Origin of the sequence: Myroides albus (assembly GCF_009711045.1) — a bacterium.
GTDB classification, from domain to species: Bacteria; Bacteroidota; Bacteroidia; order Flavobacteriales; family Flavobacteriaceae; genus Flavobacterium; species Flavobacterium album_A.
On the sequence record NZ_WMJX01000016.1, the window covers coordinates 21228 to 47631 of the forward strand.

The following is a 26404-nucleotide window of genomic DNA, read 5'->3' on the forward strand; positions in this document are numbered from 1 at the left end:
TGTTTTAGCCAGCTATAATCTTACATTGATTACTCACTCATATAAGCCAACCATTCTATATATCGCTTGTCAATAACAGTTTTAATTAATAAATAATTCTCCTGTGTGTCAGCTACATGATATATACTATCAAAATGTTGATTTGCTTGATGAGCTTTTTGATTAAACACGCTTGTATAGTCTTCCAAATAAGAATTATACTTGGCAGTAAAAGCTGTATCCTCATCGTAATAGGCTTTTGCAAAAGCATTTCCTTGTTCATTTAAATCATAAGATACAAACTTTTCATCGCAAACTTCCAAGAGAAACTCTGCTCCTGTTAATTCACCTTCTAACAATTCTTCAATCTCCTGCTCGGAATCCTCAAACAACTCCTGAGAATATAGTTTCTTTTCAATACACCATTTTAAAAACATCCCGATATGCGTTGCAGCACACTCGTCCGCTAATCCTTGAGGGTAATCCCCTCCATAATGCCAAGAGGCATCGTCATACTTAGACATAGGCTATCTATTTTCTTAGATTTAATCAAATTTAGCAATAATTGCGATATTTATAAAATGTCTTTTTACACAAAAACTCACTTGTAAAAAACAACATAACCAGACAAGGTATAAAAGTAAACAAGCGATTAAGTAGCTACTTAATCGCTTGTTCTAGTTATATAATTTGGTAAACATTAATTAACTTTTCCCTTTAATTATCTCTATAAAAGAGATATAGAATGTAAAACCATTACAAATATATATCGTAAGTATACATCCCTTGAATAATTTATACAAACGCTATTGGTAAGAATTCAATAGGTAATTACACTTGAATAATAACAAACTTCTTCTAAAATAGATACTTTTGCATTACATTTATTTAAATAAACACGCATGTTTGACAAAACAATATTTGAATCACTACACACACCAAGATTTACCTTATACAAATTAACCCCAGATAATTACCAAGAATTTCTTAAAAATGCTACTGACAAGCAATTAGTAGAATGCTTAGGAATAGACCCCGAGGAAATACTAGTGGAGCGCAGAAAAGCAGAACATGGTTTTAGAACTTACAACAAATCCTACCTTATGTTTATTATCACAGATACGCAAAACAATAGAGCAATAGGTCACTGTGGTTATCATACCTGGTATTTAGAGCACGATAGAGCAGAAATTGGCTACGCATTATATAATAATTCATATAAAGCAAAAGGTGTTATGTCAGAAGTCTTGACTAGAGTATTAGATTATGGTTTTGAAAAAATGAACTTACAGAGAGTTGAAGCTTTTATTGGTCCAAACAATGAAGCCTCACTAAGACTGATTGAGAAATTTGGTTTTGTACAAGAAGGCCAATTAAGAAATCATTTCTTTAAAAATGGAAAATGGGAAGATTCAATAGTATATTCTAAACTAAAAACTGAATATAAACCACTAAGTGAATCAGAAACACTTTAATAAAAATAATCAAGCGCGCATTGTAGACAAAAAAAAGAGCCTTTTGTAAAGGCTCTCTTTTTTGTGGTATTTTATATTTTTTATGGTTTTAAACCTGTAAAGATTAAAAACTCATCATAGTATTGCGCTAAAAGCAATTGATATCCTTCTGAGCGATCAACTGGTATTTTTTGTATATCAGCTTGAGCAGCCAAGTAGTATAAAAATGCATCAACTTGTTCTGAAGGGATACTCAAATCTTTTGTCAAATCTTCTTTTGGATACTTCTCAACAAAATCCTTAACAATGATTTCTAAGCGTTCATATACAATAGCCTCTTTATCTTTTTTGCGTTGTCCTGAAAAAAGATTCACCAACGCATCCACGCTAATACCAAGTCCTCCAGTTGGGGTAGCACTTGTAAGGGTATTTCTACGTGAATAATTAGCCTCTGCTGGTGAGAGAATTTGTTCGTCAGACTTGCCAAAAAAGTCAGGACCAAAATCTTTTTTAATAATGATAATCTCCTCTAAATTTTGTCCTGGTTTAGCCAAAACAACATTCACCCTGCCTTTTTTAATATCTTGTTTCTCTACTACATAATCAGACGTTACACTAAACTTACTGGTAAAACGAAGCGTATCGCCCTTTTGAGCCGTAATCATATAATATCCTGTTTGGTCAACAACAGCTATTTCTTTACTACTTCTATTTTCAATTGTAACTGGTACACTTCTACCATCTAAAAGACGAGCGCGCCCATCAATCATTGCTTTCTTCTGAGCATAAGTAGAACTAACCATTAGTGTAGCTACAACAAGTAGCCATTTTCCTGATCTCATATCGTTTGTTTTTGTAAATATAACTAAATACTTCGTTTATTGCGAATGAAAAACAAATTAAAAAAATAGTAGTTTTTATAATAATTTTATTCGCTCACTTACATAATCAGGTGCAGCACAAGGACGACCAGTTTGCATATTGACAAACACTAAAACCGAATTAGCCGTTGTTAATAACTCGCCATCTTGATTGTACAATTCGTAGTCAAATTCGATCTTCACCGCTGTAGCTTTTTTAAAGATTGTTCTAATTGTAAGATTATCATCATACTTAGCTCCTTTTTTGTAATTCATTGACAAACTAACCACAGGAAGCATCACTCCAAGCTCCTCCATTTTCCTGTAAGAAACTCCCAAGTTCCGAAGCCACTCAACTCGCCCAATTTCAAAATATTGCGCGTAATTTCCATGGTATACAACACCCATTTTATCAGTCTCAGCGTAGCGTACACGTACGTTTGTATCAAATATTTTCATATATCAATTAGATTGCTTGTTTATTTATTTATTTTAAGTACTTACCAATTTTTTTTGGTTTTTACAATGCCTAAAAAGTTTTTTTATCCCAAAAATTGTTCACATATTTGTCATCGAAATCAAATGCGATTTCTACCCCCATAAATCACTCAAAAATAGTAACTGTTTTTTAATTCTAACCAAAAATGCGTGAATATACAAACATGACAGCTGAATCTGTATGGAACAATTGTCTGGAATTCATAAAGGATAATATTCAAGACCAAGCTTTTACAACTTGGTTTATGCCTATTAAGGCAATTGAATTGACCAAAGAAAATTCTTTGTGTATTCAAGTACCAAGTAAATTCTTTTATGAGTGGTTAGAAGAGCACTATGTAAAAATTCTTAAAGTAGCACTGACTAAGCAATTAGGACCAGATGCGAAATTACTATACAAGATTCAAATGGAATCTACAAAAAGTAATAAGAAGCCTTTTACAGAACAATTACCAAGTGCTCAAAGAAGTCCACTTAAGCCACAAGAATTAGACGTACCAATTCAAAACAAAAACCCTGAACTAAAGAATCCTTTTGTTATACCTGGTATTCGCAATGTTAAAATTGAATCTCAGTTAAATTCAAACTATTCTTTTGATAATTTCTTAGAGGGGGACTCTAACCGTTTGGCGCGCTCAGCTGGTTTAGCTGTTGCTAACAAACCGGGAGGAACTTCATTTAACCCATTGTTGATATTCGGAGGTGTTGGTCTTGGTAAAACACACTTAGCACAAGCTATTGGTGTTGAAATCAAGGAACTTTATCCTGACAAAACTGTTTTGTATATTTCAGCAGAAATATTCACTCAACAATTTGTTGACTCTATCAAGAAAAACACAAGAAATGACTTCATCTACTTTTATCAATTAATTGATGTTTTAATTGTCGATGATATCCAATTCTTATCTGGAAAAACTGGTACTCAAGAAGTATTCTTCCACATCTTTAACTATTTACACCAAAATGGAAAACAGGTTATTATCACTTCTGATAAAGCTCCTGTTGAGATGCAAGATATAGAACAACGTTTATTATCTCGTTTTAAATGGGGATTATCTGCAGAGATATCACACCCTGATTTTGAGACAAGAGTAAAAATTGTTGAAGGTATCCTATTCAGAGATGGTGTAGAAATGCCTCAAGAAATCATTGAATACGTTGCACAAAACGTATCAACAAATATTCGTGAATTAGAGGGAGCTATTATTTCTTTAATTGCTCAATCGTCTTTCATCAAACGCGAAGTAACTCTTGATCTTGCTCGTTCAGTGGTTGAGAAATTCGTTAAAAATGTCAAACGAGAGATATCAATTGACTTTATTCAAACAGTTGTATCTTCTTATTTTGAAATCGATACTGATACACTTAGATCTAAAACACGAAAAAGAAATATTGCTCAAGCTAGACAATTAGCGATGTATTTTGCAAAAAAATATACAAAAGCTTCTTTAGCGAGTATAGGTTCTCAAATTGGTGGTCGTGATCACGCTACAGTATTACACGCTTGTAAGACAATAGACAACCTAATTGAAACAGATAAAGAATTCAAAAAATACCACGACGATATCAACTTGAAATTCAATATGTAATGAAGGCAAAGATCTTGATGGTTTGTTTGGGTAATATATGCCGCTCACCTTTAGCAGAAGGAATACTACAATCAAAACTTCCTAAGCAAGATTTCTTAGTAGACTCTGCCGGTACAGGCGCTTGGCATGTAGGACAATTACCAGACCCAAGATCAATTGAAGTCGCACAGAATTACAATATTGATTTAACAAATCAAAGAGCACGTCAGTTTACAGTCGAAGATTTTGATACTTTTGACCGCATATATGTAATGGATCAATCTAACTTTGACAATGTAATTGAACTTGCTCCAAATGACCAGGCTAAAGCAAAGGTCAAATTGATTTTAAACGAGCTTAATCCAGGTAAAAACCAAGAAGTTCCAGATCCTTATTTTGGAGGCCCAGGAGGTTTTTACAACGTATTTAGAATGCTAAATGAAACTTGTGAAGTAATTGCCAAAGATTTAAGATCTTAGATATATAGAGAAAAGGAAGAAAGTAATTTTCTTCCTTTTTTTTTATTCATACCTTTGGCAATTCAAAAGACTTCAAATCACCAATGGATAATAATACAAACTTGGGTACACTATATTTAATACCGATTACATTAGGAGAAACTACTAACCCCTTAGATGTTTTACCGCAAAGTGTAAAAAGAGCAATCGAGATGCTCGATATCTTTATTGTAGAAAACGAAAAAACTGCAAGGCGTTTTATCAAGAGTATTTGCCCTGAAAAAAAGCAATCTGAATTAATCTTATTCCCACTGAACAAACACACGGAGATTAGCCAGTACAAAGACTATATTAAACCTTTGTTAGAAGGCAAAAGCATTGGAGTTATGAGCGAGGCGGGTTGTCCTGGAGTTGCTGATCCAGGAGCAGTCATTGTTGATTTAGCACATAAGAAGAATATTAAAGTCACTCCTCTGGTAGGACCTTCATCTATTCTATTATCGGTTATGGCTTCGGGAATGAATGGACAAAGCTTTGCATTTAATGGCTATCTCCCAATTGACAAATCAGAAAAGAAAAGCGCATTGAAAAACTTAGAGAAAATCTCTTTAGAGAGAAATCAATCTCAATTGTTTATTGAAACTCCATATAGAAACAATCAGCTATTACAGGACATGTGTCAAATCCTAAACCCAAACACGCTGATATGTGTTGCTTGTGACATCACACTTGAAACTGAATTTATACAAACCAAACCAGTTTCACTTTGGAAAAAAACAAAAGTGGATTTACACAAACGACCATGTATTTTTATCATCCACAAGAATTAATTATACCCAACTAACCCAATCAATTAGAAGATATCACATAATTACACCATAGTAAAAGAGCTCGATAAATCGAGCTCTTTTACTATATGATTAATAAATATTGTTTCTTATTTTTCTTTTTCTTGTTTCTCTTTCGGAAGCAAAAATCCAAGGCGCATTCCCCTTAGCATTTTCTTGACAAAGTTCCAAAAGAAAGTGTGCTGACCAAAAATAGTACCTATAGTAACAAGAAGAACTTTATATACAGGCATAATGATGATGATATACAAAATCCAATATGGTATTGGATGCATTACCCCACGTTCTATACCTAAAAAAGCTAAGATTGGCTTGGATACAATTGCAGCTGTAGACCCAGTAATAGCAAAAACAATAAAAACAATGACTAACTGAAAATTAGAAGTTAGTCCCCAACGCTTTTTTAACTTTTCCATTATTTAATTTAAATCTAAACAAAATTAAACTTTTTAAACTGAGTAAAAAACTTAAACACCACTTTTATACTTTTATTATAAATTAGCCTTATACCCAATTCTATTTTTTGACAAAAGACATCAAAACAAAGACCTTGCTTGCCAATATCACCCCAGTATTATCTTCGCGTAAAACAACAATCACTCCCTAAAAAGTAGTGAAGGTAAACGCGGAATTATAAACGCACATCTTCACTTCTTAAAGCAAGGAATGTCCCTTGCCCCGTTTTTGAGATTCCACTAAATGTTTGCAAACAGCAAATTACCCATATAAGCGAAATCAAAACTCTTAAATACACGCACAAAAAAAGCCATCAATGTGATGGCCTTTGTTTATATTTCTAACTGTTGTAGTGCTTCTGTTACATACTCGTGCATTACCTCCCTGTAATCCAAATGCGTTACAATGCGAAGCCAACCACCTCCCATTTCACTAATGGCAATGTTCTTTTGTTTTAGTTTATCAAAAAACTTCTTCACATCCTCTTTTCTATGCAAGCGAAACACAACAATATTTGTTTGCACTGGCAATACCTCAGCTACCCAAGCTTTTTTATTCAAAAGTACCTCTATTTGTCTTGCTCTAAGGTGATCACTTTGCAATCTACTGACATTATTCTTTAAAGCATATAATGCAGCAGCAGCTAAATACCCAGTTTGGCGCATACCACCCCCCATGAGTTTACGCAATCTAATAGCCTTTTGAATAGACTCTTTACTACCAATTAAAGCAGATCCCACAGGAGCGCCCAATCCCTTAGAAAAACAAACCGATATAGTATCAAACAATTTACCAAAATGTGTTGGGTGTTGGGCTTTAGCTACCAAGGCATTCCACAATCGGGCACCATCCAAATGCAATTTCATTCCCTTCTCATCACATACTTGGCGTATTTTTTCAATCTCTGGTAGCTCATAACATGCCCCACCACCTTTATTAGTGGTATTCTCAAGGCAAACAAGTGTAGAGATTGGATAATGAAAATTAGACGCATCTGTATACATTTCTAAAACTTGATCTGCCGTAATACGACCTCTATCTCCGTCAATAACCCCGCAGGTAACCCCACTGTGAAAAGCAGGTCCTCCCGCTTCAAATTGATTAATATGTGAAGTACGCTCACAAATAAGCTGATCTCCAGGCTGAGTATGCAATTTTATGGCTACTTGATTAGCCATGGTTCCCGAAGGAAAAAAAAGAGCCGCCTCCATACCAAAGAGCTCTGCTACAGCAAGTTCTAATTCATTTGTACTTCCATCTTGTTTATATACATCATCCCCTACCCTTGCCTTAAGCATATAATTCAACATCTCAGGAGTAGGCTTTGTTATTGTGTCACTAGTTAAATTAATTTCCATATATAGTTTGGAATAAGTATTTTTGTGCATAAAAGTATTAAAAATTATGGTAACTACAGAACAACAGAAGGACATTATTGATCGCCTTGGTGCGTTAAGGAGGTATCTTTGACATCGATAAGAAGTTAATCGAGATCACTAATGAAGAAGAAAAAACCTTTGCACCAGACTTTTGGAACAATCCAAAACAGGCAGAAGTAATCGTAAAAAACCTAAAATCTAAAAAGAAATGGGTGGAAGGTTACGAGAGTGCAAAAAGCGCAATTGAAGAATTGCAGATACTTTTGGAGTTCTACTCTGAAGGCGAGGCTACACAAGAGGATGTAGAGAGTCAATACCAAAGTGCTCTAACTATTATCGAAGAGTTAGAATTCAAAAACATGCTTTCTGACGAAGGAGATAACATGAGCGCTGTATTGCAGATTACTGCAGGTGCTGGTGGAACAGAGAGTTGCGATTGGGCCTCTATGCTCATGCGTATGTACATCATGTGGGGAGAGAAAAACGGCCTAAAAATCAAAGAACTCAACTACCAAGAAGGTGAGGTTGCTGGAGTAAAAACAGTTACTTTAGAATTTGATGGTGAATTTGCCTTTGGTTATTTAAAAGGAGAAAACGGTGTGCATCGACTTGTTCGTATCTCACCTTTTGACAGTAATGCCAAAAGACACACCTCGTTTGTCTCTGTCTACGTTTACCCCTTAGCGGATGATACGATTGAAATTGAGATCAGTCCAGCGGATATTTCATGGGAAACAATGCGTTCGAGTGGTGCTGGAGGGCAAAATGTAAACAAGGTAGAAACAGCAGTTCGACTGCGTCACCACCCTACTGGAATTATCATTGAAAACTCGGAAACTCGTTCTCAATTGGACAACAAAACAAAAGCGATGCAATTATTAAAGTCGCAATTGTATGAAATCGAGCTCAAGAAAAAACAAGCCATGCGAGATGAAATCGAGGCTAACAAGAAAAAAATTGAGTGGGGATCTCAAATTAGAAACTATGTAATGCACCCATACAAACTTGTAAAAGATGTGCGTACAGGCAAAGAGTCTACAGATGTAGATGATGTAATGGATGGTGGAATTGACCAGTTTTTAAAAGCCTATCTAATGATGATGGGACAAAAAGATGAGGATTAAGACACACAAATAAAGAAAGACTGCTTTAAAGCAGTCTTTCTTTATTTACCAACATTGCTTTTTTTAAATCTCCCCTGAAAAGATCTACCTCAAATAAACCCAAACAAAACCTTCTTAGCGATTATTTCCATAGAAAGACAAGCTAATCGCTCAACTACAAGAAAGCCTCTTAAAACTCTTTAATAGCAATAAAAAAAGGAAAGCACTATGTACTTTCCTTTGTATGATTATAAATAAATTGTCTTTTTAGATAAACAGGGATACAAGATAGTAAACCACCATAGCGATTATCGCAGATACAGGAATAGTTAAAATCCATGCCCATAAAAGATTAATAGTCACCCCCCATCTTACAGCGGATACACGCTTAGTGATACCTACCCCGATGATAGAACCTGTAATAGTATGAGTAGTAGATACAGGAATTCCCAAGTGCTCTGTTACATACAAAGCCACAGCTCCAGCTGTCTCAGCAGCAACTCCTTCCAATGGAGTTACTTTGGTAATCTTTGACCCCATTGTTTTAACAATCTTCCATCCTCCCGATAAAGTACCTAAACCGATGAAAATGAATGATGCCAAAGGCACCCACCACCAATGCTCTACAAACACAGAGAAAGTATTTACACCTTCTACAGTATATGCCGGGTCCATATCGATATTAATGTGATAGTAAATTACCGCCGCCCCGATAATACCCATTACCTTTTGAGCGTCATTTCCACCATGTCCTAAAGAGAACAACGCAGAAGACACCAACTGCAAACGCTTAAACCACACTTCGCACTTGTGGTGATTCATCTTGCGGCAAATCCACAAAATAGCCACTGTGATAAAGTATGCTAAAAACATCCCTAAGAAAGGGGCTCCAAAGATAAAAAGGAAAATAGGAACAACTTTTTCATATACAATAACATCCACTCCTCCTGGCGCAAATCCACCAGCGTGAGCTACAGCTGCCCCAATAAATCCACCAATTAATGTATGTGAAGACGAAGATGGAATACCCAACTTCCAAGTAATTAAATTCCAAATAATTGCCGCAACCAATCCCGATAAAATTACCTCCAAAGTAATAAAGTCAATATTGACTGATTTGGCGATTGTATTACCAATTTTAAATTCTCCAATAATATACAAAGAGATAAAATAGGCGACAAAGTTAAATGCAGCTGCCCACAAAACTGCTTGAAACGGAGTTAGTACTCTCGTAGTTACAATAGTGGCAATAGAATTGGCAGCATCGTGAAATCCGTTAATATAATCAAAACCAAGAGCTAATATGATAATAACAATCAGCATTATACCAGCTTGATTACTTAACATTTCTGTTATAAACTCCATAAGTATAAACCTTAGTTATTAAGCATATTTTACTGTAATAGTCTCCAATACGTTAGCTACGTCTCTACAACTATCAGTAGCAGATTCAAGAGCCATCATGACCTCTTTATACTTAATTATTTCTATTGCATTACTTTCATTCTCAAAAATATCAGCTACAGCTTTGTCAAATACCTTATCTGCTTTTCGCTCTAATCGAGAAATATTCTTACAAACCTCAGCCAATGCAGTTAAATTCTTCATGTCTTTCAGTTCTAATAACCCACGTGAGACTTCACTACAAGCCTCTAAATTAGCTTCTGTCAACTTTCGAAGCGGTTTAGTTACCTTGTCTATTTGGTACAATCGCATACGAGAAGCAGCATCAGATAGATTATCTGCAATAGCGTCAACAGCAGTTATAAGGTTGTGGATATCTTCTCTGTCAAAAGGAGTAATGAAGTTTTTTCCCAATTCAACACGAGTAGTTTGGGCAATAGCCTCAATATCTTGTTTTAGGACTTCTACATCTTTAAGTAATTTATCTCTTTCTTTTGCTGGAGCATTTACTGCTTCATGCAAGGTTTTTGAAAGTGTCTTAATCTTACTTGCTGCCTTTTCAAATAATGGATAAAAAGTTTTATCCTTAGGCACTAAAAACTGAAAAATACTATTTAATGACATTGTAAATAAAATGTGTAAATAAAACGAGACAAAATTACACTAATAAAACCATACAATGATACGCTAATTGCGTTTTTTTTAAAATAATCAATTCTCACAGCTCTTGTTTTATATCATTCTAATTTTTGTATTTTAGCGAAAACGATTACACAGAACAACAGAAATAACCAAACTACTATGGATATAAACTTCAATAAAAACGAAGACCACAACAAGCTTTTACTTTCTGACTTAAAGAGAAAACTTGTCAAAGTTAAACTTGGTGGTGGAGAAAAGAGAATTGCCAAATTACACGAGCAAGGTAAATTAACAGCAAGAGAAAGAATTGATTACTTATTAGACAAAGGTGCGAAGAGTATAGAGATCGGTGCATTTGTAGGGGATCAAATGTATGAAGAACACGGTGGTTGTCCATCGGGAGGTGTTGTTGTTAAAATAGGATATATAAAAGGAAAACAATGTATCGTAGTGGCTAATGACGCTACGGTTAAAGCAGGAGCTTGGTTCCCTATTACAGGTAAAAAGAACTTAAGAGCCCAAGAAATTGCCATTGAAAACAAGCTGCCTATCATTTATTTGGTAGATAGCGCAGGTGTTTACTTGCCTTTGCAAGATGAAATTTTCCCTGACAAAGAACACTTCGGACGTATATTTAGAAACAATGCTGTGATGAGCAGTATGGGTATTACCCAAATTGCAGCAGTCATGGGAAGCTGTGTTGCAGGTGGCGCTTATTTACCGATTATGAGTGATGAGGCGTTAATTGTAGACAAAACAGGCAGTATTTTCCTTGCAGGTAGCTATTTAGTAAAAGCTGCAATTGGTGAGAGTATAGATAACGAAACACTTGGTGGTGCAACAACACACTGTGAAATATCTGGTGTAACTGACTACAAGGCCAAAGACGACAAAGATGCTCTTGATACTATTAAGAACATCGTAGATAAAATAGGTGATTTTGACAAAGCTGGTTACAATAGAGTTAAACCAGCAAAACCAAGTTTACCGCAAGAAGACATTTATGGTATACTACCAAAGGCACGTTCGGAACAGTATGATATGCTGGAGATCATCAAACGCCTTGTAGACAACTCTGAATTTGAACAGTATAAAGAAGGATACGGACAGACAATCATTACTGGGTATGCACGTATTGATGGTTGGGCTGTAGGAATTGTAGCTAATCAGCGCAAAGTAGTAAAAACTAAAAAAGGCGAAATGCAATTCGGTGGAGTGATATACTCTGATTCAGCAGACAAAGCAACGCGTTTTATAGCCAACTGTAATCAAAAGAAAATACCATTAGTCTTCTTACAAGACGTTACTGGATTTATGGTAGGATCTAAATCAGAGCACGGAGGAATTATCAAAGATGGAGCAAAAATGGTTAATGCCGTTGCCAATTCAGTAGTTCCAAAATTCACCGTTGTAGTAGGAAACTCTTATGGAGCTGGAAACTATGCCATGTGTGGAAAAGCTTATGATCCAAGACTTATCTTTGCATGGCCAAGTGCAGAACTTGCCGTAATGGGAGGTGCACAAGCAGCTAAAGTTTTACTACAAATCGAAGCTTCTTCCCTAAAAGCCAAAGGAGAAGAACTTACTGCTGCACAAGAAGAAGAATTGTTCAATAAAATAAAAGCTAAATACGACAATCAAGTATCTCCCTATTATGCAGCTGCAAGATTGTGGACAGATGCTATTATCGATCCTTTAGATACCAGAACATGGATATCTATGGGAATTGAAGCAGCTAATCACTCGCCTATTGAAAAACCCTTTAACCTTGGCGTGATTCAAGTATAATTACAAAACAAACAAAAAAGCCTTTAAGATGTCTTAAAGGCTTTTTTGTTTTGTATTTTAGTTTGCTTGTTTCAATTAGTTTACTACTGGGAGTATCAATCTTTACTCTTGGTGATATTTTACTTGACTAGTATCCACAACTGTGTTGTATCGTGATTTAAACACAATTAAATTATTTCTCTATAAAACACCTTAATTCACATAAAGGATATACAACAAAGAAGTAACAGAGATAAATATCCAAAGCCCTACTCCTTCTAACAGGGGTTTAACTCCGACAGATTTAACCGTGCGGTAAGATAAAGAAGTACCTATTAAAAATAAAGTTAAGGTTAAAGCTTTTTTGGAAATTTCAACAATATAAGGACCTATAGTCTGTACAAAGGGGATATATGAATTAGCAAGCATGGCTAAAACGAATAAACCGATAAAATAAGGCAACTTAACCTTACCCCCCTTATTGTTAAACAAAACTGTTGACAAGAACGCTACGGGAATAACCCATAAAGCACGCGCTAATTTTACAGTCGTAGCCACTTCTAAAGCCTGGTCACCATACTTTGCAGCCGCGCCTACTACCGAACTAGTATCGTGAATGGCAATAGCTGACCAAAGTCCAAAGTCAACTTGACTAAGTCCTAATGCATGACCTATCGGAGGAAATATAATCAAGGCCAAAGAATTTAAAATAAAGACAATCCCCAAAGCCACAGATATTTGTTTCTCATCAGCCTTTATCACAGGAGAGACTGCAGCGATCGCACTACCTCCACAGATAGCCGTACCCGATGAAATAAGGTAAGAAATCTTCTTATCTATTTTAAGGGCTTTACCAAGGATAAAACCTAAAACAAGGGTTAGAAATATAGAGAAGATCGTCAAGATAAACCCATCTTTACCCGCAGAAATAGCACTGTAAACATTCATACCAAATCCCAGACCAACAACCGCTACTTTTAATAAAAGTCCAGTTGCTTTCTTTGTTTGGCTATTATACGGATTTTCGAATATCTGCGCGTAGATAATTCCCAATACCAAAGCAGTTGCTGAGGATATAAAAGGGAAAAAACTCAAAAGAGCTAAACCGATTAAAACAATCTTTGCAAGATTAGTTCCACTATTGTTGTTTGTTGACATTATTATCTGATTTTACTTTGCAAATTTCCTACAGTAAACTCAAATAAGTAAATACATAATTGTTATACTCTATAACTTTAAGTTATACGATTGTGCAAAACGAATAAACAATTCAACCAAAGCACTCTCCTGCCCTTGACGTTGAATAACACTAAAATAGCGGTGAATATCCAATCCATTAATATCTACCACGATCAACTCGTTGTATTTAAGCTCTTTTAAAATGGCGTGAATAGACAAAAAAGCAAAGCTATTAGAGTGCATTAAATACATCTTAATACTCTCTGTGCTTGAAAAACTCATATCGCTTTTTAAATCATGGACAGAAATTCCAACCTTATTAAGGTTACTCTCAATCACATCAAGAGTTCCAGAACCACTCTCGCGAAGTAAAAAAGTAAAATTCTTCAAATCACTTGGCGATACAACACCACTTTTAACAAAGGGATTATTTGCTTTACACACCAGTACGATCTCATCTTTGATAAAGTCAATATACTTAATCTGCGGATTCTTACTGTTGCCTTCAACCATTCCCACATCGATTTGCTTATTCAACAAAGCGTTTTCGATAGCAAAAGTATTGTCCGATACAACGTCTATGTGTATATCACCCACTTTCTCTCTAAAGGCAGCTAACATTGGCGGCAAAACGTACTGAGAGATAGTAGTACTGGCTCCCAGGCGAAGACTTCCATCCATCTTGGCATTTAAAGCGTGCATATCAAACTCTAAATTTCGATAAGTAGAGAAAATATCTTCGGCATAGCCACACAGCAATTCACCTGATTCAGTAAGCGCTATCTTCATGCCATTTCTCACAAATAACTTTGTCTTATAATACGACTCTATCTCTTGTATATGCTTGGTTACAGCTGGTTGCGAAATCAACAATACCTTAGCAGCCTTGGTAAAGCTGTTTTTCTTTGCTACCGTATAAAAAACCTTTAAGCGAAAATCAAACATAGTACTCTAAGTATAAGTGAAAATAGTTTAAACCAACAAATTAGACAATTAATCCCACGAATTATATAACATAATCTACTAAGGTAGTTCTAACTTTGTAATACAAAAATAAACTAACAACTTAAGTTATGACAACAAAATATAAAATAAAAGGTATAGGATGTCAAGGGTGCATCGATTCAATAGAAAAATTAGTAGCTGATCACCCAGAATTGGAAGCAAAAGTAACTTTATCTGACCATTCCATAGAAGTTAAAAAAGACAGTATAGATAAGGTTGCTTTAAATGAAATAATCTCCAAAACGGGGCATTATTCATTAGAGTAGACAAAAGGAATGTCGAAATAAAAAGAGCTGTTCATTGGACAGCTCTTTTTGTTATCTTGTCTTTAACCAACCCGTAATGCTATATCGCGTATGGTTAACCATCTTCACCTCGTGTTCTAACGCTTTGCTATCAAAGATAACCAATCGCCCAGGCAATGCATGGATAATCTCCTGTTTCTCATTTGCATCTTCATCTTGAAGATAAATAGCAAGCTCACCACCCCAACTCGGATTCCAGTGTTCATCGTTTAAGTATAACACCATCGATAAGGTGCGTCTGGTATCACTGTGAAAAATATCCAAGTGTCTCTTGTAAAATGTACCAGGAGGATAACACGCATAGTGAAACTCTCCCCCTTGTAAACCTAAATAACAAGTGCGATTAACATATAAGATAAAGTCATTTACTTTATCAAAATACATTTTCTCTACTTCATCAGGCTCTGTTTCATCTAACCACAAAATAGAATCACCTCGTATTTCTTCAACGATTTGTTCATTTTCGTTATTCCCAATAGCTGCTTTTTTGAAACTGCTTAATTCTCGTTTAAGTTTCAAGTTTGCTCGGAACAGTTCTATTTCCTGTGCAGTAAAAAAAGCGTCTACTACAGAGTATTTACGATTCATCAAATCGTCTATTATTAACTCATAAAATAGATTAACCTCAAAATCACTCATATATTACTGAATAAAACTTACGCAAATATAATTTACAGAACAAAAAAAACAATACACTATTTTACACTTTTTTATACCCTATCGTGTTAAAATTTACAGTACAAATTCAAGGCCATTTTTTGTCATCTTTACATTATTATTACTTTATCAAGTAAATTTTATCATTATTTCTTATTGTAGAATAGAAATATTGAGTACTTTTGTTTTTAATTAATCTAAATAAGATGCATACCGTACTATTTACTATTATTGCATTTGGTTTTTTTATGCTTTACAATACATCGAAAAAAGTAAAGTTCGAAAAGCAATGTGCTCTAACAAATTGGATAAGAAATAACAAAAAGATAGCCACTATATTAGCTTATAGTTTATTAGCAATTAGTTTTGTTTTAGAAATACGCTTAGATGGCTTTGCTATTGGGGCATTTACCTATTTCGTCTATCTGATGTTTATAGGTATAGCCATTTTATCACTCTACCCAACTATCGCTATTAAAACCAAACACATTGCATCTATAGTAGGGTTATGTCTTTTTTTTGAAGTAGTTATATTCTAATCACTTGTCATGCCAGCAAATAAAAAACACTTAGAAACCTCAATCTTACAAAGGTTTTTAAAGATTACCGCGGGATTAATCGGAGGGCTTTTACTCACCGTTACCCTACACTTGTTCTTCATGTATTTTTTTAATAAAGAAGTTGTTTATACCACAATGTTTGTCACAGCATATATTATATGGGCATCTCTATTTGTCGTAGCCTTCTTGTTTGACAATGGCTTAAAAGTATGGGGGATCTACTTAGGTCTGAGCTTGTTGTTTTACCTACCCTATTTACTTTAAGACAGACTACATTACACAATACTATCAAAAAAACCATGAACGTAAAAAACTACAATCGATATTTCCACCTACATACAATCAGTGGAATTATCATTACAGTAATATTATATATATTCTTTTTTGCAGGCTCATTTGCCTTTTTTAAAAATGAAATAAACAGTTGGCAAAATAATGCTCCTAAAAAACAATATTCAGCCACAACAATAGACTACGATACAATCTTAGATTCCATTGATACACAGTATGGGTTATACGGAAGAAGTGTATCTTTTAGACTTTCGCAAAAAACAAGAGCAGTAGGCCTGAATATTCAAGCAACTCAAGATTCGCTAAACCCTAAAGCTAAAGAAAGAAGTTTTGGCAGTTTGGATCCAGAATCACTTGAACTAAAAAGTTACAGTGAAGGATATGCCTTAGGAGAGTTCTTATACCGTTTACATTTTTTTGCGCAGGTAAACTCCTTAGGTAATTTCATGGGATGGCCTATTGGCTATATGATTGCGGGGTTTGTTTCGTTTGCCTTTTTATTTGCCCTTATTACAGGTCTATTAGTACATTGGCAAAAAATAGTATCAAACTTTTACATCTTTAGACCTTGGGAAAAAATAAAAACGGTGTGGACTGACCTACACACTGCCTTAGGAGTTATTTCCTTCCCATTTCAGCTAATCTTTGCTGTTACTGGCTGTTACTTTCTGATGAACTACTATATCATCATGAATAGCGTTGCGCTAATCGGTTACCAAGGGGATAATCAAAAACTACAAGAAGAGGCCAGCTACAGAAGATCACAAAGCAAGGAAATTGTATTTCAAAATAAGCCTTTAGGCAAAGAAGTTGACTTAAACTACTATGTAGATAAGACAATCCAAAAATGGGACGGCGCTATCCTATCAATGGTTCAAGTAACCAATTATGGAGACCAAGGAATGACTGTGCGAATTACAGGTAATGCTCCAAGAGAAAAGCGCTTTCACAGTCAAGGAGAAATCATATACGAAGTAGCCACCGGTGAGCAACAAGAAATTAGCAATCCCAACAAAGCACCAGGATATGGTTATACCTTTGCCAATATTATATACGAATTGCATTTTGGCGCATTTGGAGGATATGCCACTCGTATCGCTTACTTCTTAGTAGGTATTGCTGGATGTATTGTCATCCTATCGGGAGTACTGATTTGGCTTGTAGCAAGAGATAAAAAAAATGTACCAGAACGCAAGCGTAAATTTAATTTTTGGCTGGCAAACATATATATGGCAATTTGCTTATCGATGTATCCAATTACAGCTTTAAGTTTCATCGCAGTAAAAATAAATCCAAATGGAGGTCAAGAATATATATATTCTTTCTATTTTTGGAGCTGGCTCATAGCTTCAATACTGCTATCTGCACGTAAGAGCATTTATAAAACCAATCGAGATTGCCTTTTATTAGGTAGTATCATTGGACTTATTATACCTCTGGTCAATGGTATTGTGACAGGTTCATGGTTTTGGGACAATTGGAAAAACGGGTATCACGATATCCTATTGATAGATTTGTTCTGGATTATTGTACCTATTATTACGCTCATTGCATGGAAATTAATAAGAAATAAACATGAGCAAAAACAAATGACAAATTAAAGAGAAACGCTTTGGCAATGCCAAAGCGTTTTCTTTTTATCGCAAAGCAAGTAATGCTATAACGCAAAACTACCTATGAGTTTTAAACTGATGTGAAGCCGAGGGGTAAACTATTCTCCTGCTAATAAATACCTTACCTCCATTAAAGCAAAGCCCAAGAGATTCAGTCCATTCCACTGCATTGGGTTATTGATTTTCTCATTATCAGCAGCTAAACCGACTCCCCAAATGGTATCCACAGGGCTTGCCTCTACCAGTATTCTATTTTTGGTATTGAGTAAGAACTCCTTCAAATCTGCATTCTGATTGAATTTGTGATAATTGCCTTCAACAACAATCGCGTAGCGATTCTCTACCCAGACATCTTCCTTAAAGCCTTTTACTTCTCTACCTAAGGCCTTCATCTCCATAGGACTTTTCGCCTGCATAATGCGGTTGTATATCTCAACATCGTTAAATAGTAAAGCTTTCTGTGCCATCATCCAATGTTCTGTAGAAACATACACTTGTCCATCAACTGCAAACGGAGAAGACCACCATTGACTAAAACACGAAGAGGTAATCAAACCGCTCTTGCTCTTTTGATGTCCCCAAAAAAATACGTATTTCCCCCGTTTGCCTTTTCGATAATCCTCGATATGTCGCTTTAAACTATATTGCTTTTCAAATTTCATCGCTTACTTTACTTATTTTAAGTAACGCAAAATTAAATAAATAAAACAAGATGAACTCTCCCTTTTAATACACAGCATCAAAAACACCTTGCGCTGTAGAAATTAAAATTATTTGATTGTTATAAAATAAAGCATTAACATAATGCTTTATCCTACTGAGAAATGGTGTTTTTTACAATATTGAAATTTTATACAAAAAGTAGTCAAAAAAACAAGTTCGTCAACTACCGAACCACCCTCAAAAGCTTACAAACAAAGGCCTTAATCCAACTTCACTCGGAGATCCTTCGGTGAATCTTCAAAAAAACATGGGAAAATGAAGGGTTTTGCGAGCAACTCCCGAACAAACACCGAACAAATCGGCATAAACACAGGGAATTAATCAGAAAAAATTGAAAAAATACCACGGAAATGATTAAAAATGAAAAACCATAATTTGAGATTAAAAGTACTTTTTACTTTAACTTAGAAAAGCTTAAATATTATTTGATTTACATACACACAGAGCAAAAGAACAACTCTTTAAATCAATAGTCCAACAAAATTTACAAGGTAAAAATACAAAAAACATCTACATTCTTATAAACTCTTTATACAGATTGAAGGACTAAAAAGTTCTCTTTCGAATCACTGCTGCTTTGCTTAACGCCTATTGATTTCCACAGACTTGCCATCGCGCACTTCATAGCTAATTTCTTCTGAATCACCGAACTCTGTTTGACTCCAATACCTAACTAAATAAAAATTATCATCTATGACTTTGTATTCGTATTTTGATTCATTACCTCTACCATCTGCTGTCTCTACAACCAAAACCTCTTTAAGGTGATCAGCTCTCACGTAATGACCAAATTCTTCCCTGTACTGGGGTTGGTAGTCGAATTTTTTACTTACTGGATTATAAATTAAGAGGTATAAACCATAATCACGTCTTGCCTGAAAGGGAAAACGGTGATAGACAACAAGGTCTAAATACCCATCAAAATTGTAATCCTCCAATATGGTATTTAACTCCTCTTGCTTATAACAATAAGAGAATGGCAGTTCTACTTCTTGCAAAAATTTCCTATTGCTGTCATATAGCTTTATAGCGTCAAACTCATAATAATGTTTCTGTATGTCGCTATCATCACTTTCTCTTGTATTTAAGGTATAAAAGTATTGTACAGAAGGTTGTTTCTCAACAGCGATTAACTCAAAATCTAATTGTTTAGAAGTGAGCATATTTGTCCATATTCCTGATACAACATCAAAATTTTGAAAGTCCTTTGCCGTAAATAAACCGGTATTGATCATCTTCTTGCTTTCAAAGCTATAAACCTCCTCTCCCATTCTCAAATCCCCTTTATGATAGGTTCCGCTAATACCTATTGGTTCATTATTAGGATATTTCTTATACGTATAATGTCCATAAATACTATTACTTTCCATATACTCCATATAGAGTCTAATAGGATAGCTTCCTATCTTTCCTTCATAAGTAATAACCCTTCTCTCAACCGCCTTTTGACCAAGCATACTAAAGCTAACCAAACAAGAAAATAGTACAAAGAATATTTGTATTCCCTTTATATTCATAAACTTAAAATCATTTATTTTATATTTATTAAAAGTAATACAATTCGCCCTTTTCTACAATTAAATAACGCTCACCTCCAACATAGAAAGGCCCTAAGCCTTGAGATCTAACGCTAATAAACACCACAAAAGAATCGGTAATACAGAAGGAAAATATCCTAAAATCAAAAACAATAGTAGCGCTCAAATCACAGGTTATTGTTTAAGTACTTTAGATAGTAATGCGCTAAGCTAATTGCTCGCAATACGATAAGCTGGATAAAGCAAAAAGTGGCTTGCTATTACACAAACCACTTTTACAAAAAGAAACATTTTAATCATTTAATTTTATTTTGACTATGAAAATAAATTAGAGATCCAAGTTATTATAAATGCAATTAATTTAATCATTGCATAAATCAGTAAACAAAAGACAATAATACCAATAAGTGAACGCACTGCTTTTTGGTTCACTTCTTTGATAATCTCCTTGTCATCTTCAACAAAGCCAACAATCAGACGCATATTGCGCAAATAACTTCGATTGAAAACATCAAGAATATTGCCAATCCAAAAAGGGATCATACCAATCAAGGTATCTCTTAGGATATTATAAATCACCGCCAGAGTCAATGGCAGTGAGCCAACTTTAAATAAACTTACATAAATAAAAGGAAGAGAAACAACCGAACTCACAGCGTCTCCTACTGTGGGAACTACACCCAGAATAGGATCTAAAAAATACTTGTCCATCACACTCGATATGGTTTTTAACAAGCGATAAGACTTAGACTCCTGTATCTTCAACATCTGCTGCAACTTGTCTTGTTGTCTATTATACTCGTGCACAACAGACTTATTAATTGTTGCTTTCTGTTTATTATCATCAATGCCTAATTCAACCTTAGCTTGACGTACTCTACTACTTTCCATTATACGCGCTATATTTCTAAAGTTTTACTTCCATTTAGTAGATCTTCAATATCTTGAGCAGAAATGTGAATATTTCCAACATCTGCTAACATGAGTAAACCCATTTTAACTTCATCTTGTCCTTCTGCAGTATTAATTTGACGCATTATCTCTCTCAATACAGAAGCTTTGTCACCTATATTATTCATTTGCTGTTTAAAATCACTTTGCATACGCTGCACTTGCTCTTCATAAAGAGCTCTTTCTCTTTCACCGATTTTCTTATCCACTTGCAACTGCGTCCACACTTGGATTAAGTCAACCGCTCCAACAACTAATTTATTTTGAGCATCCATCATGGCTGTAATATCTTCTTTTAAATAAGTTTCTTCTGCTTTTTGCTTCTTAACAAAAGCTTGGTTAAAAGCGTTCATATCTGCTACAGCAATCGCTTCGTCTATGAGCAACTCGCTTTTTAAATCAGAAGTAAATTTTGTCAAACGCTCTTTGACCTTATCATTCAAGGCGAATTTCTCCTGTTTTTGCAACTGAAAACTTTCAAGGTATTTTCGATCAAACTTGCTCTGAAGAATATCTTTACCAACTTGTAAACATTTAAGATAATCCTCCAAATGCTGTGCAATACTCAACTTTACCTTATCGCTTACACTTATTTCTTGAGCTATCTTCCTATTGCTGTTTTTCAAAAGAGCATGTAATTCACTGTAACGCTCAGTATTAGACTTTAATTCACCCAAAAGATAATCACACTCTTGTTTGTCTAACTTTAAACTCACTTGTACTTTATTATACCCATCAATCACGGGAAGACACCTCTCTTGCCAGTGGTAAACTTCCCTGTTATAAGTATCTTTTCCTATACCTAAAAACAGCAAGAAAGGCTTTGTTGGCTTTAAAGCCTTAGCCTGTTCATACTCATCTTTTCCATCCACAATAAAAGCATTGTTAGTGGTGATAGTCTGATTATAGTAAGTAATCTGCTTTTGCGTATCGCTGATCTGTCTACTCAACTGATTATACTCTTCTAAAAGTCCATCCCTCTCTTTTTTGAGTTTTTGTAGCACAGCAGTATGGTAAATAGAGTTTATAAGTTCTCTGTACTGATCTTGCATTACCTGCCTTGCATAACGATAGAATATATGTGCTTTTGGCACAAGCAACTCGTTTAATACGCTGTGGATAATCATTAAGCGCTTCATATCTCCATTGACAAGTGCAACGTCGTAGATGACTTTAGACTTGAACTTCTCTAATTCACCCTCCAGTATAGTTGTCTTATTTGCAGCATCGACATAATGTCCCACCATGTCAATCACTGCTAAGACAATTAAAGCTTTATTCCCCTTAGACCTTCCCAATGAATTACCTACCTTTTGCAAAGTACCTTTAAAACTACCTCCTATTTCTTCCATCAAGACTCCACAAGAAGTTGCGAGTTTGTAATATTCCATTTCAACAGCTTTAAACATCTCTGTCGTGTTGAGATACTGTATCTTGTCAAAATCAAATAAATCAGGAGCCACTTGTTTAATTGAATCCCCAAAGACATCCATTAACCCCAAACTATATTGTCTATACATAGAAGCAATATCATCTCTTAGCATTACAAATTGATCGACTGACTCTTGAATCAAATCTTTCAGTTCTTCATATCCATTAACTACATTTGTATATTGATGAAAGATTGCCGCCGCCTGCTCTTGCAAGTTCTTTACCCCTTTATTACCAATAAAAGTCATAAAATCAAGCTTATCTAAAGTAGCACTATTTGAAGGCGTTTTTTCACAAAGTAAATCAGATACGACATTGAACTGATCCATTGCTCTGTTGAATAATTGCTCTAACCCTGTGATAACTTCACTTTCATTGCCTTGAGTTAACTGCATATACAGGTTGTATTGCTCTACCAAATACTTCGATTCATCATTGCAAACAAATGCTTTTTTTATCTCCTCTTTATTATTATATCGACGATAGGCTTGCCAAACAAGAGCTGAAACCTGTATCGAATCTCCCTTAATACCAAATTCTCTAAGTTCAAAAGCTAAATCAGCTCTATTATAAACAGAAGCATTTTGTACTAATTTCTTAGCAAGTGCTAATATCTTTTTATAGATAGCATCGTTCTCCATTGTATTTACTTTGTGTTTTTATAAACTGTGTTTCAATACTACTAAGGCTTGATTTCAAAGCGTATTCTGTTATATTGCCTAACAAACTCAAAGTTGTCAATCAATCTAATCGCTCAACGTGAAAATCGTTTTTACTACAATTCCCCTTTTTGTAATCATAGCCATATAAGCGCATTAATACTTCTTGCAACTCTTTTGCTCCATTGTAGAACGGACAAGAGGTATGTTGAATTGTCGTGACTACAACAGTCATTTCGGGAGTTAGGACTGTATTATTTACTCTCCTAATTCGCTTTGGCGTTACTTTAAAAACTCTTGACATACTACGCTGTGAATTAATATTAATACAAAATTATCTGCACTAACTGTCATAACACATCAGTCAGTTAGAAAAAAAACATTCACTTCTCCATAAGGACACATAACCACTCCATTTCTAACACAATACAATTAAAAAAGTACGAGTTACCTTATAAAATTACGTCATTTTCAAAGAAATTCCACAAAAAAAAGCCAAAGAACTTACTTAAAGACATAACTACCCAAAGCCTACTCTAACATTAAACCGCCATAACCCCAACAATGCATGCTACTAGTTTAGAAACAGAACCTTTTTTGAAACTTAAAGATTCCTAACTATTTAATCGCTGAAGTTGTTTGGCTAAAATTCCTATTTGCTTTAATTTACTTTCTAATTGTGCGTTCCAAGGTACTCCAAAACACAAACGCATAGAATTATTATATTGGTCTTGCAAGGTAAACATACGTCCAGGAGCGATGCTAATTCCCCGTTTGATTGCAGCATCATAAAGCTCAATGGTATCGATTTTATCTCCAAATTCAATCCAAAGAGAAAGTCCTCCTTGAGGTTGACTAATCTTCACGTCTTTTGGAAAACTTTGCTGTATCACCCTTGCGTAATTTTGATAATTCAAATAGAGCTTTTGACGAAGATTTTTCAAATGCTTATCATATTTACCAGACTTCAAGAAGTTGGCAACGGCCTCTTGTTCTAAAGAGGACGAAGAAATGGAATGAACCAATTTTACGTTTAGTACCTTATCCTTGTACTTACCAGGAGCAACCCACCCTACTCGAAACCCCGGAGCTAAAGTCTTGGAGATCGAACTACACCAAAGTACATTTCCAGTGGTGTCAAAACTCTTACAACAATTTGGTCGATGCCCTGTAAAACACAAGTCTCCATAAACATCGTCTTCAATAAGAGGTATATCCTGAGATGCCAACAGTTCAACTACTTCTTTCTTATTCTCATCTGGCATACAGCTACCAACAGGAGTATTGTAATTAGAAATTAGGATACAGATATCTATTTTATCGATTACTTCCTTTAAAGCCTCTATCTTAATCCCTGTTCTGGGGTGTGTAGGTAGTTCAAACACTTTGAGCCCAAGACCTAATGCCAACTGTAAGATTCCCGGATAACACGGGCTTTCAATGGCAACTGTGTCCCCTGGTTTACTCAAAGCCATCAAACAAAGCGCCACAGCATTCATACCTCCATTAGTGGTAATCAAATCTTCTTCCTTTAAATTTGCTCCCCACGTAAGTGATCGCATAGCAACCATCCTCCTTAAATTAGCATTTCCCTCCACTCGATCATACTGTACTCCTCCAGTAGGCAATGCCCTTGTGGCTTGAACAATCTCCTTTTTAAGCTGTGAAATAGGCAGCATATCACCATAGGCCACAGTATAGGATAACAACAAGATATCCTCACGACCTATATTGGCATATACCTTTTGTAAAATATCATTAGGCTCACAGTGGTTTGCCAATAATATTGGATTACTCTCCCCCGGAAGAGGTAGATCTTTATAACTGAGTTTACTTGCAAAATACCCACTTTGAGGCTTGGCATAAATCAGCGATTGAGATTCCAATTCCAAAAATACTCGTTTAGCAGTATTCATACTAATCTCGTATTCAGCACAAAGCATACGAACAGAAGGAAGCTTATCTCCCTCTCTTATAATTCCATTTCTAATCTGCGAAGCTAAATTCTCTGCAATCTCACTATACAAAAAGCTTTTACTCATAATTACCAACTAACTGTGTCCATACAAATATACAAAACTGATACTGTGCGAATCCTATTTCTTACCTTAATTTTGTATCAAATAAAAAAAGACAATGGAACAAACTGGCATTTTAGATGCAAAAACGAAATCATCCAGTGGGTGGTTAAATGGATTTATTGGTGTATTGTTATTCGCTGGGTCAATGCCTGCTACCAAAATGGCTGTAAAAGATTTGGACCCTATATTTGCCACGGCAGCAAGAGCAGTGATTGCTGCAATCTTAGCCCTTGCCTGTGTACTATTTTTCAGAGAGAAAAGACCTACAAAAGCACAGTTATGGCCTTTGATTAAAGTAGCAATCGGTGGAGTGATTGGTTTTCCTCTGCTAACAGCTATGGCACTGCAATACATCAGTTCTGCTCATTCATTGGTATTTATGGGAATGCTACCTTTATCAACTGCAGTATTTGCAGTGTTTATTGGCAAAGAAAAACCTAAGCCAATCTTTTGGTTATTTTCTTTACTTGGAAGTGCCTTAGTAATTGGATTTGCCTTTTCGCAAGGAGTAAGCGCAAATCCTGTAGGGGATATTTTGATGATCTTAGCCATTATTCTATGTGGGCAAAGCTATGCCGAAGGAGCGAAATTATCGAAAACCTTAGGGGGGTATCAAGTCATATCATGGGCTTGTATTATTTCCCTTCCCTTGACTATTCCCATAATGATTTACACTTTGCCTACTGAGTTAGCAAGCGTGGGTGGAGAATCTTGGTTTGGCCTTTTCTACATTTCAGTAATCAGTATGTTCTTAGCCTATATATTTTGGTACAAAGGTTTGGCTCAAGGAGGAATAGCTACAGTTGGACAAATCCAACTGCTTCAGCCGCTACTGGGAATGATATTAGCCGCTAGTGTTTTACACGAAAAAGTAAGTTCAGAAATGCTCTATATTACCTTTGGAGTCATTCTATGTGTGGCTGCGAGTAAGAAATTTGCCAAATAGATTAATTTTTCTCTTCAATTATTATATACACTTTACTAACCAAAAAGGC

Annotated in this window: 26 protein-coding genes; 10 read left to right on the plus strand and 16 right to left on the minus strand. The window is 35.2% G+C overall.

Going from position 1 to position 26404, the window contains the following annotated elements:
* Nucleotides 1-29: 29 nt before the first annotated feature.
* Nucleotides 30-503 carry a DUF7832 domain-containing protein gene (locus GJV76_RS08920; RefSeq protein WP_155092279.1) on the minus strand — a complete coding sequence of 158 codons (474 nt, stop codon included), beginning with the start codon at nt 501-503 and terminating at the stop codon, nt 30-32.
* A 378-nt stretch (nt 504-881) separates the two neighbouring features.
* Between GJV76_RS08920 and GJV76_RS08925 the strand changes: the two genes are divergently transcribed.
* Nucleotides 882-1454 carry a GNAT family N-acetyltransferase gene (locus GJV76_RS08925; protein ID WP_155092280.1) on the plus strand — a complete coding sequence of 191 codons (573 nt, stop codon included), beginning with the start codon at nt 882-884 and terminating at the stop codon, nt 1452-1454.
* An 80-nt stretch (nt 1455-1534) separates the two neighbouring features.
* Here the strand turns inward: GJV76_RS08925 and GJV76_RS08930 are convergent, their stop codons facing one another.
* Both GJV76_RS08930 and GJV76_RS08935 read right to left on the minus strand, forming a co-directional pair.
* Nucleotides 1535-2275 carry a hypothetical protein gene (locus GJV76_RS08930; protein ID WP_155092281.1) on the minus strand — a complete coding sequence of 247 codons (741 nt, stop codon included), beginning with the start codon at nt 2273-2275 and terminating at the stop codon, nt 1535-1537.
* Nucleotides 2276-2350: 75 nt separating this feature from the next.
* The gene (locus GJV76_RS08935) at nt 2351-2752 is read right to left on the minus strand and encodes an acyl-CoA thioesterase (RefSeq protein ID WP_155092282.1); all 402 of its coding nucleotides are present in this window, start codon (nt 2750-2752) and stop codon (nt 2351-2353) included.
* A gap of 185 nt (nt 2753-2937) precedes the next feature.
* On the opposite strand from GJV76_RS08935, the gene dnaA reads away from it, so the two are divergent.
* The 3 genes from dnaA (at nt 2938) to GJV76_RS08950 (ending at nt 5647) form a co-directional block, all read left to right on the plus strand.
* Nucleotides 2938-4380 (plus strand): chromosomal replication initiator protein DnaA, encoded by a 1443-nt coding sequence (gene dnaA / locus GJV76_RS08940; protein WP_155092283.1) that lies wholly within the window; start codon nt 2938-2940, stop codon nt 4378-4380.
* The gene (locus GJV76_RS08945) at nt 4380-4838 is read left to right on the plus strand and encodes a low molecular weight protein-tyrosine-phosphatase (RefSeq protein ID WP_155092284.1); all 459 of its coding nucleotides are present in this window, start codon (nt 4380-4382) and stop codon (nt 4836-4838) included. Before dnaA ends, GJV76_RS08945 begins: the two co-directional genes overlap by 1 nt.
* Before the next feature lie 83 nt (nt 4839-4921).
* On the plus strand, nt 4922-5647 hold the full coding sequence (locus GJV76_RS08950) for an SAM-dependent methyltransferase (protein WP_155092285.1): 726 nt from the start codon (nt 4922-4924) through the stop codon (nt 5645-5647).
* 107 nt (nt 5648-5754) lie between these two features.
* Here the strand turns inward: GJV76_RS08950 and GJV76_RS08955 are convergent, their stop codons facing one another.
* The gene (locus GJV76_RS08955; protein ID WP_155092286.1) at nt 5755-6081 is read right to left on the minus strand and encodes a DUF6787 family protein; all 327 of its coding nucleotides are present in this window, start codon (nt 6079-6081) and stop codon (nt 5755-5757) included.
* 372 nt (nt 6082-6453) lie between these two features.
* Nucleotides 6454-7479, minus strand: a complete 1026-nt coding sequence (locus tag GJV76_RS08960; RefSeq protein ID WP_155092287.1) for a threonine aldolase family protein — start codon at nt 7477-7479, stop codon at nt 6454-6456.
* Between the two features lie 46 nt (nt 7480-7525).
* On the opposite strand from GJV76_RS08960, the gene prfB reads away from it, so the two are divergent.
* A protein-coding gene (gene prfB / locus GJV76_RS08965) for a peptide chain release factor 2 (RefSeq protein ID WP_155092288.1) occupies nt 7526-8624 on the plus strand; the annotation gives its coding sequence in 2 pieces (ribosomal slippage) (nt 7526-7588 and nt 7590-8624; 1098 coding nt in all).
* Nucleotides 8625-8870: 246 nt separating this feature from the next.
* Here prfB and GJV76_RS08970 read toward each other — a convergent pair.
* Nucleotides 8871-9968: an inorganic phosphate transporter gene (locus GJV76_RS08970; protein WP_155092289.1), complete on the minus strand. Its 1098-nt coding sequence runs from the start codon at nt 9966-9968 to the stop codon at nt 8871-8873.
* A gap of 18 nt (nt 9969-9986) precedes the next feature.
* On the minus strand, nt 9987-10631 hold the full coding sequence (locus GJV76_RS08975) for a DUF47 domain-containing protein (RefSeq protein WP_155092290.1): 645 nt from the start codon (nt 10629-10631) through the stop codon (nt 9987-9989).
* Between the two features lie 177 nt (nt 10632-10808).
* Between GJV76_RS08975 and GJV76_RS08980 the strand changes: the two genes are divergently transcribed.
* The gene (locus GJV76_RS08980) at nt 10809-12437 is read left to right on the plus strand and encodes an acyl-CoA carboxylase subunit beta (protein ID WP_155092291.1); all 1629 of its coding nucleotides are present in this window, start codon (nt 10809-10811) and stop codon (nt 12435-12437) included.
* Nucleotides 12438-12629: 192 nt separating this feature from the next.
* Here GJV76_RS08980 and GJV76_RS08985 read toward each other — a convergent pair whose 3' ends face one another.
* Both GJV76_RS08985 and GJV76_RS08990 read right to left on the minus strand, forming a co-directional pair.
* Nucleotides 12630-13574, minus strand: a complete 945-nt coding sequence (locus GJV76_RS08985) for a YeiH family protein (RefSeq protein WP_155092292.1) — start codon at nt 13572-13574, stop codon at nt 12630-12632.
* A 69-nt stretch (nt 13575-13643) separates the two neighbouring features.
* Complete coding sequence (locus GJV76_RS08990) at nt 13644-14540, minus strand: LysR family transcriptional regulator (protein ID WP_155092293.1); 897 nt, start codon at nt 14538-14540, stop codon at nt 13644-13646.
* 128 nt (nt 14541-14668) lie between these two features.
* On the opposite strand from GJV76_RS08990, the gene GJV76_RS08995 reads away from it, so the two are divergent.
* Entirely contained in the window at nt 14669-14866 is a 198-nt protein-coding gene (locus GJV76_RS08995; RefSeq protein WP_155092294.1) for a heavy-metal-associated domain-containing protein, read from the plus strand.
* Between the two features lie 51 nt (nt 14867-14917).
* On the opposite strand, the gene GJV76_RS09000 is transcribed toward GJV76_RS08995, so the two are convergent.
* Entirely contained in the window at nt 14918-15544 is a 627-nt protein-coding gene (locus GJV76_RS09000) for a 2OG-Fe(II) oxygenase (protein WP_155092295.1), read from the minus strand.
* Nucleotides 15545-15768: 224 nt separating this feature from the next.
* Between GJV76_RS09000 and GJV76_RS09005 the strand changes: the two genes are divergently transcribed.
* Both GJV76_RS09005 and GJV76_RS09010 read left to right on the plus strand, forming a co-directional pair.
* Nucleotides 15769-16101: a hypothetical protein gene (locus GJV76_RS09005; protein WP_230381527.1), complete on the plus strand. Its 333-nt coding sequence runs from the start codon at nt 15769-15771 to the stop codon at nt 16099-16101.
* A 230-nt stretch (nt 16102-16331) separates the two neighbouring features.
* Nucleotides 16332-18014, plus strand: coding sequence for a PepSY-associated TM helix domain-containing protein (locus GJV76_RS09010; RefSeq protein ID WP_230381528.1), 1683 nt, complete (start codon nt 16332-16334; stop codon nt 18012-18014).
* Between the two features lie 110 nt (nt 18015-18124).
* Here the strand turns inward: GJV76_RS09010 and GJV76_RS09015 are convergent, their stop codons facing one another.
* From GJV76_RS09015 to GJV76_RS09040, 6 genes are all read right to left on the minus strand, one after another.
* Nucleotides 18125-18688 carry an NADAR family protein gene (locus tag GJV76_RS09015; protein ID WP_155092297.1) on the minus strand — a complete coding sequence of 188 codons (564 nt, stop codon included), beginning with the start codon at nt 18686-18688 and terminating at the stop codon, nt 18125-18127.
* Nucleotides 18689-19330: 642 nt separating this feature from the next.
* On the minus strand, nt 19331-20266 hold the full coding sequence (locus GJV76_RS09020) for an XAC2610-related protein (RefSeq protein ID WP_155092298.1): 936 nt from the start codon (nt 20264-20266) through the stop codon (nt 19331-19333).
* 336 nt (nt 20267-20602) lie between these two features.
* Complete coding sequence (locus GJV76_RS09025) at nt 20603-21178, minus strand: DUF4112 domain-containing protein (protein ID WP_155092299.1); 576 nt, start codon at nt 21176-21178, stop codon at nt 20603-20605.
* Nucleotides 21179-21186: 8 nt separating this feature from the next.
* The gene (locus GJV76_RS09030; RefSeq protein WP_155092300.1) at nt 21187-23310 is read right to left on the minus strand and encodes a hypothetical protein; all 2124 of its coding nucleotides are present in this window, start codon (nt 23308-23310) and stop codon (nt 21187-21189) included.
* Between the two features lie 100 nt (nt 23311-23410).
* Nucleotides 23411-23632, minus strand: a complete 222-nt coding sequence (locus GJV76_RS09035) for a DUF6140 family protein (RefSeq protein ID WP_155092301.1) — start codon at nt 23630-23632, stop codon at nt 23411-23413.
* Nucleotides 23633-23942: 310 nt separating this feature from the next.
* Nucleotides 23943-25370, minus strand: a complete 1428-nt coding sequence (locus GJV76_RS09040; protein ID WP_155092302.1) for an aminotransferase-like domain-containing protein — start codon at nt 25368-25370, stop codon at nt 23943-23945.
* Nucleotides 25371-25464: 94 nt separating this feature from the next.
* On the opposite strand from GJV76_RS09040, the gene GJV76_RS09045 reads away from it, so the two are divergent.
* Nucleotides 25465-26355 (plus strand): DMT family transporter, encoded by an 891-nt coding sequence (locus tag GJV76_RS09045; protein ID WP_155092303.1) that lies wholly within the window; start codon nt 25465-25467, stop codon nt 26353-26355.
* The last annotated feature ends 49 nt before the right edge of the window (nt 26356-26404 follow it).

What these genes read in the sequence shown, in the direction of transcription:
- GJV76_RS08920 (WP_155092279.1), bottom strand. Translation starts at nt 503, where the DNA reads ATGTCTAAGTATGACGATGCCTCTTGGCATTATGGAGGGGATTACCCT.
- GJV76_RS08925 (WP_155092280.1), top strand. Translation starts at nt 882, where the DNA reads ATGTTTGACAAAACAATATTTGAATCACTACACACACCAAGATTTACC.
- GJV76_RS08930 (WP_155092281.1), bottom strand. Translation starts at nt 2,275, where the DNA reads ATGAGATCAGGAAAATGGCTACTTGTTGTAGCTACACTAATGGTTAGT.
- GJV76_RS08935 (WP_155092282.1), bottom strand. Translation starts at nt 2,752, where the DNA reads ATGAAAATATTTGATACAAACGTACGTGTACGCTACGCTGAGACTGAT.
- dnaA (WP_155092283.1), top strand. Translation starts at nt 2,938, where the DNA reads ATGCGTGAATATACAAACATGACAGCTGAATCTGTATGGAACAATTGT.
- GJV76_RS08945 (WP_155092284.1), top strand. Translation starts at nt 4,380, where the DNA reads ATGAAGGCAAAGATCTTGATGGTTTGTTTGGGTAATATATGCCGCTCA.
- GJV76_RS08950 (WP_155092285.1), top strand. Translation starts at nt 4,922, where the DNA reads ATGGATAATAATACAAACTTGGGTACACTATATTTAATACCGATTACA.
- GJV76_RS08955 (WP_155092286.1), bottom strand. Translation starts at nt 6,081, where the DNA reads ATGGAAAAGTTAAAAAAGCGTTGGGGACTAACTTCTAATTTTCAGTTA.
- GJV76_RS08960 (WP_155092287.1), bottom strand. Translation starts at nt 7,479, where the DNA reads ATGGAAATTAATTTAACTAGTGACACAATAACAAAGCCTACTCCTGAG.
- GJV76_RS08970 (WP_155092289.1), bottom strand. Translation starts at nt 9,968, where the DNA reads ATGGAGTTTATAACAGAAATGTTAAGTAATCAAGCTGGTATAATGCTG.
- GJV76_RS08975 (WP_155092290.1), bottom strand. Translation starts at nt 10,631, where the DNA reads ATGTCATTAAATAGTATTTTTCAGTTTTTAGTGCCTAAGGATAAAACT.
- GJV76_RS08980 (WP_155092291.1), top strand. Translation starts at nt 10,809, where the DNA reads ATGGATATAAACTTCAATAAAAACGAAGACCACAACAAGCTTTTACTT.
- GJV76_RS08985 (WP_155092292.1), bottom strand. Translation starts at nt 13,574, where the DNA reads ATGTCAACAAACAACAATAGTGGAACTAATCTTGCAAAGATTGTTTTA.
- GJV76_RS08990 (WP_155092293.1), bottom strand. Translation starts at nt 14,540, where the DNA reads ATGTTTGATTTTCGCTTAAAGGTTTTTTATACGGTAGCAAAGAAAAAC.
- GJV76_RS08995 (WP_155092294.1), top strand. Translation starts at nt 14,669, where the DNA reads ATGACAACAAAATATAAAATAAAAGGTATAGGATGTCAAGGGTGCATC.
- GJV76_RS09000 (WP_155092295.1), bottom strand. Translation starts at nt 15,544, where the DNA reads ATGAGTGATTTTGAGGTTAATCTATTTTATGAGTTAATAATAGACGAT.
- GJV76_RS09005 (WP_230381527.1), top strand. Translation starts at nt 15,769, where the DNA reads ATGCATACCGTACTATTTACTATTATTGCATTTGGTTTTTTTATGCTT.
- GJV76_RS09010 (WP_230381528.1), top strand. Translation starts at nt 16,332, where the DNA reads ATGGGGGATCTACTTAGGTCTGAGCTTGTTGTTTTACCTACCCTATTT.
- GJV76_RS09015 (WP_155092297.1), bottom strand. Translation starts at nt 18,688, where the DNA reads ATGAAATTTGAAAAGCAATATAGTTTAAAGCGACATATCGAGGATTAT.
- GJV76_RS09020 (WP_155092298.1), bottom strand. Translation starts at nt 20,266, where the DNA reads ATGAATATAAAGGGAATACAAATATTCTTTGTACTATTTTCTTGTTTG.
- GJV76_RS09025 (WP_155092299.1), bottom strand. Translation starts at nt 21,178, where the DNA reads ATGGAAAGTAGTAGAGTACGTCAAGCTAAGGTTGAATTAGGCATTGAT.
- GJV76_RS09030 (WP_155092300.1), bottom strand. Translation starts at nt 23,310, where the DNA reads ATGGAGAACGATGCTATCTATAAAAAGATATTAGCACTTGCTAAGAAA.
- GJV76_RS09035 (WP_155092301.1), bottom strand. Translation starts at nt 23,632, where the DNA reads ATGTCAAGAGTTTTTAAAGTAACGCCAAAGCGAATTAGGAGAGTAAAT.
- GJV76_RS09040 (WP_155092302.1), bottom strand. Translation starts at nt 25,370, where the DNA reads ATGAGTAAAAGCTTTTTGTATAGTGAGATTGCAGAGAATTTAGCTTCG.
- GJV76_RS09045 (WP_155092303.1), top strand. Translation starts at nt 25,465, where the DNA reads ATGGAACAAACTGGCATTTTAGATGCAAAAACGAAATCATCCAGTGGG.